The 11,460-nt window shown below is 65.1% G+C and carries 7 protein-coding genes; 5 read left to right on the forward strand and 2 right to left on the reverse strand.

Annotated elements, in window-relative coordinates:
• On the forward strand, positions 1–1,758 hold a 1,758-nt coding region (locus RMP10_RS14275; protein ID WP_310570883.1), incomplete at its 5' end, for a hypothetical protein.
• 133 nt (positions 1,759–1,891) lie between these two features.
• Here the strand turns inward: RMP10_RS14275 and RMP10_RS14280 are convergent.
• Positions 1,892–3,577, reverse strand: a complete 1,686-nt coding sequence (locus RMP10_RS14280) for a sodium:solute symporter (RefSeq protein ID WP_310570884.1) — start codon at positions 3,575–3,577, stop codon at positions 1,892–1,894.
• Positions 3,578–3,886: 309 nt separating this feature from the next.
• Here RMP10_RS14280 and RMP10_RS14285 point away from each other — a divergent pair, with 309 nt between their 5' ends.
• A complete protein-coding gene (locus RMP10_RS14285; RefSeq protein WP_310570885.1) occupies positions 3,887–5,914 on the forward strand; it encodes an ATP-binding protein in 2,028 nt (675 codons plus the stop codon).
• A 4-nt stretch (positions 5,915–5,918) separates the two neighbouring features.
• Positions 5,919–6,521, forward strand: a complete 603-nt coding sequence (locus RMP10_RS14290) for an ANTAR domain-containing protein (RefSeq protein WP_310570886.1) — start codon at positions 5,919–5,921, stop codon at positions 6,519–6,521.
• Here the strand turns inward: RMP10_RS14290 and RMP10_RS14295 are convergent, their stop codons facing one another.
• Entirely contained in the window at positions 6,522–7,982 is a 1,461-nt protein-coding gene (locus tag RMP10_RS14295; protein ID WP_310570887.1) for a M20/M25/M40 family metallo-hydrolase, read from the reverse strand.
• A 229-nt stretch (positions 7,983–8,211) separates the two neighbouring features.
• On the opposite strand from RMP10_RS14295, the gene RMP10_RS14300 reads away from it, so the two are divergent.
• Positions 8,212–9,861: a TldD/PmbA family protein gene (locus RMP10_RS14300; protein ID WP_310570888.1), complete on the forward strand. Its 1,650-nt coding sequence runs from the start codon at positions 8,212–8,214 to the stop codon at positions 9,859–9,861.
• The gene (locus tag RMP10_RS14305; protein WP_310570889.1) at positions 9,858–11,249 is read left to right on the forward strand and encodes a TldD/PmbA family protein; all 1,392 of its coding nucleotides are present in this window, start codon (positions 9,858–9,860) and stop codon (positions 11,247–11,249) included. The genes RMP10_RS14300 and RMP10_RS14305 overlap by 4 nt, the downstream gene beginning before the upstream one ends.
• Positions 11,250–11,460 lie beyond the last annotated feature (211 nt).

Below are 11,460 nucleotides of genomic sequence, written 5' to 3' on the forward strand. Positions count from 1 at the left end.
GTGCTCGACTCGGCGTTACGCACGATCGCGTCGGCGCGCACGGCGTATCGCGCGGATGATCCGTCGCCGATCGTGGCGCCGCTGGCCCAGGCGCTGCGGCAGCTGCGCACGGTGCGCAGCGCGAGCGGGAGTGGCCCCGGCATTCTGATTGCGGGTCGTCCCGGTGCGCCATCGAGCTTGTCGCGCCGCGCCCCCGGTGAAGCGCCGCCGGCGTTGTGGGATGCGCTGGTCACGACAATCGATCGCGCTGAGCACGCGCTGGTGTTGGCGGCCGGTGTGGCGGTGGAAGCCACTGCCACACGCGCCACGTTCCCGGTGCGCGAGCCGGTCAAGGTTGCGGTGAATGATTCACTGCCGGTCACGATCACGGTCTTCAATCGCGGACATGCCGCGGTGCAGCTGGTGAACGCGTCGGTGGCGGGCCTCGGGCTGCGCCCCGGTGAAGCTGGCGACGTGTCGATCGGTCCTGATAGTGCGGCGGTGCTGAACCGCTGGGCGGTGGCGTTTCAACCGAACTCACCGTGGTGGCGCGCGTTCGGTCGGAAACAGCAGGATTGGTTTCAAGCGCCGATCGACGCCCGCACCGAATCGCAGCAACAGGAGCAGCGCGCCACGATGGTGCAGGCGCGACTCATGATCGCCGGTGAGAACGTGATCGTGCATGAGCCGGTGGTGTATCGCTTCGCCGATCCGATCAAGGGCGATCAGCAAGTTCCCGTGTCGGCAGTTCCCGGCATCACGGTGAATCTCAGTAACTCCATGGAGTACATTCGCGCCGGTGTTCCGGTGGAGCGCTACGTGCCGGTGCGCATTCAGTCATCCTACCCGCACGACACCAAAGTGCAGGTCACGCTTGAGCTGCCAGAAGGTCTGAAGGCCGACTCGGTGGAGCGGGTGCGCACGCTGGGTCCTGATGGGGTCACCATTCTCACCTTCCGCGTGCGCGGTATGGTGAAGGAAGGTCGTCTTGAATTGGTGGCGCTGGCGCTTCACGACGGTGCCATGAGCACCAACAGCGTGTACAACATTCAGTACGACCACATCACACCAATGCGCTTGTACGGTGGCAGCGGCATGTACCTGTCGGCCGTAAACGTGAAGCTCCCGCCGCGTGCCCGCGTGGGTTACGTGAAAGGTGTCGGTGATACCGGCCTCGAGGCGCTCGAGCAGCTCGACATCGCGGTGGAGAAAATCGAGCCGTCGATGCTGACCAGCACCGACCTGTCGCGCTTCACGAGCATCGTGGTCGGACCGCGCGCGTACGAAGCGAGCGACGTGCTGGTGCGCAACAACGCGCGTCTGCTCGACTACGCGAACAAGGGCGGCACGCTCGTCGTGCAGTACGGCGCCCAGGATATGAACCGCTTTCCGGGTGTGGTGCCGTATCCGATGCAGTGGGGCCGTCCGGCCGCACGCGTGACGATGGAGCAGGCGCCGGTCACGGTACTGCAGCCCACGAATCCGCTGCTGGTGGGTCCGAATCGTATCGGTGCCGCCGACTGGGCCGACTGGGCGCAGGAGCGCGCGACGTATATGCCCAGCACATTCGACAAGCGCTACACGCCGCTCCTGGCGATGAACGACCCGAATGAACCGGTGCAGCAGGGAGGCTTGCTCGTGGCTCCGCTGGGCAAGGGGCGCTTCGTGTACGTCACGCTGGCGCTGTTCCGGCAGTTGCCGAACGGCGTGCCGGGCGCGGCGCGGATACTGGCCAATCTGATCAATGGACAGCCGACGGTGCAGCCGCCAAAAATGTAGCGATAAGGGCATTCGCCACTCTGAGCGTTTTACTCCCTAGGTAGCAGGAAGGAGGGTATCAGGAGAGAGGAAGCAGGTGAACGGCGCGCAGGTCAACCTGCATCCTCTTTCCTGATACCCTCCTTCCTGCTACCTAGGGTGTTTGCAGTTTCGTCGTCGGCCCGAAACTCAGCACTGACCCCACCACCACCACCACCACCGCCCCGATCACGTTGTGCCACAGAAAGCTCACACTGGGCACACCGAATGACACCGCGGCTACGGCACCCATGCCGCTGAGCAGACCGACGAATGCACCGAACGCGCGCGTGCGCGGAATCATGGCCAGAATGAACACGCCCAGAATCGAGCCGTAGAAGAACGAGCCGAAACGGTTCACGACTTCGATCAGTGAGCCGAGGTTGGCGGCGTACACCGCCACCACGCAGGCGAACACGCCCCACAGCGCCGTGGCGGCCTTGGAGACGAACAGGAAGTGTGCGTCGCTGCCTTCCTTCCGGAACCAACGCTGGTAAAAGTCCACTACGCTCGCCGTAGAGAGCGAATTCAGCTCGGCGGCAATGCTCGACATGGCGGCCGCCAGCACGGCGGCGAGGAAGATGCCGGCGAAGCCCAGCGGCAGATGGTCGAGCACGAAGCGCGGAATGATGTAGTTCACGTCGCGCGACGCTTCACCGGTCACTCGGCCGGCGGCGGCCAGCGCGTCCTTGCGCACCACGTTCACCGAAGAGTCGGCGCTGCGGAAGGCGAGCAGCGCACCGGTGGTGGCCGCCTCCGCGCCATTGTCGATATCGGTTGACGCTTCGCGCGCGGCGGCCGCACGCTGGGTGATCGCGGTCGTGTAGCGCGCCTCGAGGGCGGCGAACGTGGCCGGCTCTTTCTGTTGCACCTGCGCGCTGTGCTGCGGATTGAACAGCATCGGCGGTGGCGTGAACGTGTAGAACAGGAACACGAGCACACCGATGAACAGGATTAGCGCCTGCAGCGGAATCTTCCAGTAAGCGCTCATCAGCAGCGAGCTGCGGGCCTGATCGACCGACTTGGCCGCCAGATAGCGCTGCACCTGACTCTGGTCGGTGCCGAAGTACGACAGCATGAGGAACGTGCCGCCGAGGATGCCCGACCAGAAGGTGTACGTCTCCGACAGGTTGAACGAGAAATCGAATACGCGCAGTCGACCGGTAGCGCCGGCGATCTCGAGCGCGTTGTCGAGTGGAACGGGCATGCGCATGATGAGCACGACGACGATCGCGATCAGGGCACCTACGATCACGAACATCTGCTTCACGTCGGCCCAGGTCACCGCCTGCACGCCGCCGAGTACGGTATAGATAACCGTGGGAATGCCAATCAAGGCCACGCACCAGGTGATGTCCCAGCCGAAAATGGCCGACAGCACCACGCTGGGGGCGGCGATGATGGTGCCGCAGGACATGCCGCGCGAGAGCAGGAAGAGGAAGCTCGTCAGCGAGCGCGTCTTGGCGTCGAAGCGCTTCTCGAGGAACTCATACGCCGTGTAGACCTTGGCGCCGTGGAGGAACGGTACGATCGTGACCCCGAGGATCACCATCGCGATCGGCAGCCCGAAGTAGAACTGCACGAAGCGCAGGCCATCGGTGGCGCCCTGGCCGGTGGTCCCGATCAGGGTGACGGCCGAGAGCTGCGTAGCCATGACCGAGAGTCCGACCGCCCACCACGGCAGACTGCGGTTGGCCAGAAAGTAGCCTTCGATGTTCGTGGTGCCGCGCGTTCGCCGCAGGCCGTCGAAGACCACGACCACGAGATACACCGCCACGATGGCCCAATTGATCCAATGCATGAGGGCCTAGAGCGGCAGCAGGGTGTATCGCGACTGCAGCAGCCACAGCAGCGCCAGGGTGACGGCCTGAATGAGCAGGACCCGCCAGAGTGTGGTGCGAAACGGGGTAGACATGGAACCCAAGCTACTGGCCGAACGGGGATCACGCTGCCCGGCCGCCCGGGAAACCGTGCGGTTCGTTTGACGGGTGGGACCAGTCGTCGCTACTCTTGTCAGAGCAGGATGCTCGGGAATCCAGAGTGTGAGTGTACCCCGATACGCGACAACGACGTCGTGCGTGGGTCGCGGCGACATGCGAGCGGCGAGAGAATGGCTGACCCGAGTCTGATTGACCAGGCGAGATCCCCCGTAGGCACCGCGCCCGATCCGGTGCGGGCCACGGCATTGCTGGAGGCCTTGCCGGCGGCGGCGGCGCTGTTCCGGCGTACGGGGATGCTGTACGCGGTCAACACACTTGGGCGTGAGTGGTTCGTGGTCGACAACCGCGCGCCGCTGGCCTCGCAATCATGGAGTGTCGTACTGCTGCCACTCGGGTCGTCCGGTTCCGCGCTGCTGGAGCGCGTTGCTTCGGGTGAGTCGCCCACTACGCAGCAGGTGCCACTCGGTCGCGACGGTCGGGTCGCCGATCTGCGCGCCGTGGCGTTCGACGACGAGTTGTTGCTGCTCACGGCGACGGTTACGGCGGCGGGCGACGAGCAACGCACGATGTCGGCGCGGGTGGATCGGGAGCTGTCGGCGCTGATGATGCTTACGCCGTCCTCGGTACGGATCACCGACGTGGCGGGGCGCATTGTGCAATCGAACGGTGCGGCGGATCTCGAGCATGCCGCGCATAGTCCCGCCACCGTGCGCGAGCTGTGGGAGCTCGATGCGCCGCACGACGTCGCGAACAATCGTCCGCTGTCCTTTCTCGATGCACCAGCCATGCGCGCGCTGGCGGGCAACCTGGTGCGGCAACAGCGGCTCGAAGTGCGTCGGTTGGGCGCGCAGCGGGTGATCGAGTCGAGTGCGGCCCCCATCCGAAATGGGCAGCTCGAGGTGACGGGCGTGGTCCTGCTCGATCGTGACGTCACCGAGCACGATCGGCTCGAGCGCCAGTTGCATGAGCGTCAGGGACGTGAAGCGGAACTGCAGCACCAAGTCACGCACGAGCGTGAGCATCTCGAACGATTGGTCGAGGAGCGGTCGCGGGCGCTGATCGCGTCGCAGGAAGATCGCCTGCGCGATCGTCGTCTCACGGCAGTCGGGCAGTTGGCGGCCGGCGTCATGCACGATGTGAACAACGCCCTCAATCCGATCATGGCGGCGGCGTATTTGCTGCGCCACTACGCCGAGTCGCCCGATGCTGTGCGCGACTACGCCGATCGCATTCAGAAGGCGGCCGAGATCGGGGCCGCGACCGCGTCGCGTGTTGGGCGCTTCATTCGTCAGGAGCCGGTACACGCCGGTGGCGACGAGGCGCTCGACCTCTCGGCCATGGTCGAGGAAGTGCTCGATCTGACGCAACCAATGCGTCTGCGTCGGTCCAGTGACGCCGGTGAAGTCGTGATCGTGCGACAGTGTGCGCCCACGGTCAGCACGCGTGGGCTTCCTGGCGAAATCCGTGAAGCGCTGCTCAATCTCGTGCAGAACGCGGTCGACGCGATGCCGACTGGCGGGACGCTGACCGTGCGCACGTTTGAAGAGGGGGCGGATGCCTGTCTCGCGATCCGCGACACGGGAGTCGGCATGAGCGCCGATGTGCGCGAACGGGCCTTCGAGCCGTTCTTTACCACCAAAGGCGCGAAAGGCTCAGGACTGGGGTTGGCAGAGGTGTACGGCATCGCCCGCCGACATCGGGGCACGGCGACCATTTCGTCGGTGCCGGGGCGCGGCACCGAAGTGACCCTGCGACTGCCGCGCGCCGTGGGCATCGAGACGGCCGATGCGATCCCGGACGCCGCGTTATTGCCGGTCATTCCGCACCATATCCTCGTAGTCGAAGACCACGACGACGGTCGTGAGTTCCTGCGGCGCATCCTCATGGCCGACGGGCATCATGTGGATGCCGTAGCAACTTGTGCCGAAGCGCGAGAAAAACTCGCGTCCGGCGCTGAAATCCCGTACGATCTCATGCTGACGGATGTCGGACTGCCCGACGGGAGCGGTTGGGACCTTGTGCGGTATGCGCGTCGCAAGGTGCCCGACGTCCGCGTCGGGGTCATTACCGGCTGGGAACCCATTGCTGATACCGGCGAGTCGCATGGCGCGGAATTCATTCTCCGCAAACCGTTGCGCGCGGCCGAATTGCAGGCTCACATTGCGGGACGCTCTGCTCCCGCTTCTACAACCGAGTAAGAATATGTCGGAACTGCCGTCGACCATTCGCGTGCTGGTGGCCGAAGACAACGCCCTCGAGCGGTCTACCCTCGTCGACCTCCTCGGCGCGCTTGGCCACATGGTGGTCGCTGAAGTCGAAAGCGGAACGGAGGCGATCGAGAAGGCGCAGCAGTTCACGCCTGATGCGGTGTTGCTCGACATGCACATGCCGGGCGCCAGCGGCGTGCAGGCGGCCGAAGAAATTGCGGCAGCCTTGCCCGGTACGGCGGTGGTGCTCATCACGGGCGATCTGTCGCTCACGCTCAGCACGGCTGACGTGTTGCGCAGCACGGCCGTGGCGTTGTTGCCCAAGCCGACGCCGCCGACCACGCTCGACGCCACGCTGCGCATGGCCGTGACGCGCGCCCGCGAGCTGCTCGCCGCCCGCCGGGAAGCCGCCGAGGCCAAGGAACAGCTCGAGAACCGCAAGCTCATCGAACGCGCCAAGGGCATTCTCATGCGTCGCACCGGCAGCAGCGAACAGGAAGCCTACCGCATCATGCAGCGCTCGAGCCAGGATCGCAGCGTGCGCATGGTCGATATCGCGCGCGCTGTCATCGAGAGCGAACCTGGCATGAAGGTGTAGTCAGGAGATTGGCTTGCCTGCATTGGGGCCAGCCACCTGCTTCACCAGTTCGTACAGGAAATCGAGTCCGTCGTAGAAGCTTTTCACACGCAACTTCTCGTCGCGCCCATGCGCGTTGGTCTCGCCGGGCGACGAGAAGATGCCGCTGACGCCGTAGGTGGGAATTCCCACGGCGCGCAGCCGATAACCGTCCGTGGCCCCGGTGCTCATGGTGGGAATCACGGGCACACCGCCGAACATCTTGTTCGTGAGTTGCGTGGTGGCTTGCAGCAAGGTGGCGTTGATCGCGCCCGGCGCGCCGTCTTTGCGATCCTCACGCGAGCCGGTGACTTTCACCGTCGCGTCACCGATCACCTGCTCGAGCGCGGCCTTCACCTGCGACCCCGTGCTCGTGGGCGCGATGCGGCAATTCACATTCGCGGTGGCCGTTTGGGGGAGCGCGTTGTTGGCGTGTCCGGCAGAGAGGCGCGTGGCCACGCAGGTGGTGCGCAGCATCGAGGCGTAGCGCGGATCGGTGGAGATAATGCGGGCTGCGGACGTATCAGCGGGATTAGCCACCAGCGCCTTCATCGCGACCGCCAGCGACGGCATTTCCACCTTGGCCGTCTGCTCGAAGAACGGGCGCGTGATGTCGTTCAGTTCAACCGGGAACGTGTACTTCTCGATGCGGGCCAACGCGTTCGCCAGTGAGTAGATCGCATTGTCCTTGCGCGGCACGCTCGAGTGGCCGCCGGTGTTGAGCACCGTCAGCGTGAAGTCGTTGTACACCTTCTCGGCCGCCTGAATGGAATGAAACAGCGGCTTGTCGTTCTGCAGCGTGCCGCCGCCCCCTTCGTTGATCGCATACTCGGCGTCGATGAGCTCGCGATGATTGGCGATCAGCCAGCTCACCCCGTTGTCGCCACCACCTTCTTCGTCGGCGGTGAGCGCGAGAATGAGATCGCGCTCGGGCACCCAGCCCTCTTTCTTGTAGCGCAGCACGTTGGCGGTGAGAATGGCCGCCATTGACTTGTCGTCGGCCACGCCGCGTCCAAGGAAGTAGCCGTCCAGTTCGGTCATGGTGAACGGGTCGCGCGGCCAGTCGCTGCGGATCGCGGCCACCACGTCGAGGTGGGCGAGCAGCAGGATCGGCTTGCCGCGCCCTTTTCCGCGGTAGCGCACGATCAGATTCTGCTTCGCCGGGGCGCTGACTGGGCCCACCAGGCGAATATCAGCGGCCGGGAAGCCCGCAGCCTTGAAGCGCGCCGCGACGGCCTGCGCGGCCTTCGTAACCGATCCCACGGAGTCGACGGTGTTGATCTCGACCATCTCTTTGTAGATCGCGCGCGCATCCTGCTGCGCCGGCGTGAGCGTGGTCGGGGCGCCGGGTGCCTTCTGGAGGATCTGGGCGGACAGTGCGAGCGGGCTCGTGACAGCGACGGCGAGGGCGACGGCCAGAGCGGGACGGCGGAGCAGGGACATGGTCAGGAAGGCTCCAACGGCGAAACGTGAGGGACGGAGCGCACCGCAGTGGCACGGACCGGTCTCTGGAAAGCTAAAGCGATTTCGTGGCGGCGGCGCTCAGCCAACGGCGTTCAACAGGACCGCAGTCGGCCGCGTAAGTTGCAACGACCGTTGGTCCGTACCGGACACGCCCAGGGCACGCCTGTGGGCGGTCCGTGTCTCCTCCCGCCCCGCTCATGATCTGCTCATGACACGCTCTCGCCGCGATTTTCTCAAGGCCAGCGCCGCCGTGGCTGCCGGTGGTCTGGTCGCTACGCGATCGGCCTCCGCGCTGTCTCCGTCCGGCTCGCTGATCGCCGCCCCCGGCCTCATTTCGTCCGACCTGCCGTCGGTCGATGACCCGGCCATCAAGGCCCTCATGCAGGCCGCGCTCGACGTCGCCAAGTCCGGCGGCGCCTCGTACGCCGACGTCCGCGTCGCCGCCCGCCGTCAGCAGAACGTGAACACGCGTGATCGCATCGTGCAGGGGGTGAGCGACACCGACACCTTCGGACTCGGCGTGCGCACGCTCGTGGATGGCGCGTGGGGCTTTGCCGCCACCAGCCGTCTCGACAAGGACTCGGTGGCCACCGCCACCCGCGCCGCGCTCGAACAGGCCCGCGCCAACCGCGCCAGCCAGCTGCGTCCGGTGCAGCTCGCCCCGACGCCCGGCAATCAGGTGGGCGAGTGGAAGAGCCCCATCGAAACCGACCCGTTCACCGTCGCGATCACCGACAAGGTGGCGCTGCTGTTGGCCGTCAACGAATCGGCGCTCAAGGTGAAGGGCATCCGGAACGTCACCTCGAGCATGTTCTTTCTGCGCGAAGAGAAGTCGCTCATGACGAGCGACGGCTCCTTCCTGGTGCAGACGATTTATCGGACGTCGCCGAGCATGTCGATCACGGCGGTGTCGGCCGATTTCTCCGATTTCCAGACGGTGCAGAGCAGCGAAATCGCACCGATGGGATTGGGCTACGAGTGGGTGATCAACTCGAAGATGGCTGAACGCGCGCCCAAGTGGGCCGAGCTGGCGGTGCAGAAGTTGAGCGCCAAGCCGGTGGAGCCGGGTCGCTACGACCTGCTGCTGCACCCGTCGAACCTGTGGCTCACGGTGCACGAAGTGATCGCGCACCCCACCGAACTCGATCGCGCGCTTGGCTTCGAAGCCAACTACGCCGGTACGAGCTTCATTGCACCGCCAGCGCAGGTCCTCGGCAAGCTGCGCATCGGATCCGACCTGTTGAACGTGGTTGGCGATCGCGAGCAGAAGGGATCGCTCGGCGCCATCGGCTGGGACGATGAAGCGGTGAAGCCGGTGAAATTCGACATCATCAAGAACGGCGTGTTCGTGGACTATCAAACCACGCGCGAGCAGGCCACGATGATGACCGATTATTACAAGAGCGTGGGTAAGCCGGTGCGTTCGTACGGTTGTTCGTACGCGCAGAGCTGGGCCGATGTGCAGTTCCAGCGCATGCCGAACGTGAGCATGGTGCCGGGCAACACCGACAACACGTTCGAGAGCATGATCGGCTCGATGGACAAGGGCATCGCCATCGTGGGCGACGGCTCGTTCTCGATCGACCAGCAGCGCTACAACGGACAGTTTGCTGGCCAGATCTTCTACGAAGTGAAGGGTGGCAAGATCGTGGGGCAGCTCAAGGATGTGGCGTATCAGTTCCGCACGCCCGACTTCTGGAAGTCGCTGAAAGCCATTGGCGGCCAGAAGAGCTATGAACTGGGCGGCGCCTTCGGCGATGCCAAGGGACAGCCGGGCCAGTCGAACTCCGTGAGTCACGGCTGCGTACCGTCACTCTTCCAGCAGACCAACATCATCAACACCGGGAGGAGAGCGTGAGCGAATTCGGCCCCCGTTCTCTCTATACGCCGGCGTACGCGCCCGCGGGCATTCTGACGCGTGCCGAGGCGCAGGAGATCGCGCAGCGCGCGCTGCGTAACTCGCCGGCGGAAGAGACACGCGTTTCGATCAATAGTGCGGCCCGCGCGGATACGCGCTTCGCATTGAATCAGGTCACCACGTCAGGCGAGAATCAGGATACGCAGGTCACCATCACGGCGTATTCCGGCAACCGTGCGGCCAGCGTGAACACCAACCGTCTCGACGAAGCCTCGCTCGCCGCCGCGGCGAAGCAGGCATATGAAATCGCCAAGCTGGTGCCGCCCAATCCGGAGCGCATGCCGGAACTGGGCGCGCAGACGTATCCGGCACCGCGCGAGCGAAGCATCACGCTGCCGTCGCCGACCGAGCGCGCGGCTGCATCGAAGATCGTGACCGAGCTGGCGCGTGCGAACGAGTTGATCGCCACCGGCTTCATCGAATGTCGCGCGTCGGCCACGGCGCTGGCGAACTCGAAGGGCCTGTTCGCGTACGACTCGAGTTCGACGGTCACGATGACGACGACGGTGCGCTCGCCCGATGGCACCGGCTCCGGCTGGGCCTGCACCGACGGCAACACGTTCTCGGATCTCGATCCGGCGCGCGTGGCCGCCACGGCCGTACAGAAAGCCAAGGACTCGCGCAGTCCGGTGGCGATCGAGCCAGGGCGCTACACCACGATTCTCGAGCCCACGGCGGTGGGGAATCTTGTGCAGCTGATCGCCAATGCGATGCAGGCCCGTTCCGCCGATGAAGGTCGCTCGTTTTTCTCAAAGCAAGGCGGCGGCAACAAGATCGGGCTCAAGGTGGTCGACGAGCGCGTCACACTGCTCTCCGACCCGGCCGATTCGCCGAGTACGAGCGGCGGCTACGACGGCGACGGCATGCCGCTCGAGAAGGTCACGTGGATCGAGAACGGTGTGGTGAAGAACCTGAACTACGACCGGTTCTGGGCGCAGAAGCAGGGCGTACAGCCCACGCGTTCGGGCGGCCGCGGTGCGTTGCGCATGCTTGGCGGCACGACGAGTGTGGCCGACATGATCAAAGGCACGGAGCGCGGCATCCTGGTCACGCGCTTCTGGTACATCCGTGGTGTCGACCCGCGTACGATTCTCTACACGGGCCTCACGCGCGACGGGACGTTCCTGATCGAGAACGGCAAAGTCACGCGCCCGATCAAGAATTTCCGCTTCAACGAGTCTCCGATCTTTTTCTTGAACAATCTGGAGGCGATGGGCCCGACGATCCGCATCAACGCGTCGGAGAACCTTGGCGCCGGCGGGGCGGTGTATATGCCGCCGATCAAGGTGCGGGACTTTACGTTCTCGTCGCTGTCGGATGCGGTGTAGGCCGCTGTAAGCTGCGGGATCGCGGACTGCGAACTCCCTAGTGAGCAGGGGGGAGGGTATCAGGAAGGAGGATGCAGGTGTGTTTCAAGGGGTCAGAGTCGTTTGGACACCACCGTGAAACAGAGCGAGCGCCGGGAAGAGAGGTTTGAGTGCGGCGGGGTGGCGCGCCCCCGGGGGGGGGGGGGGGTTGGGGGGGGGGGGGGTCGGGTGG

Source organism: Gemmatimonas sp. (assembly GCF_031426495.1).
In the GTDB taxonomy this organism is placed as follows: domain Bacteria; phylum Gemmatimonadota; class Gemmatimonadetes; order Gemmatimonadales; family Gemmatimonadaceae; genus Gemmatimonas.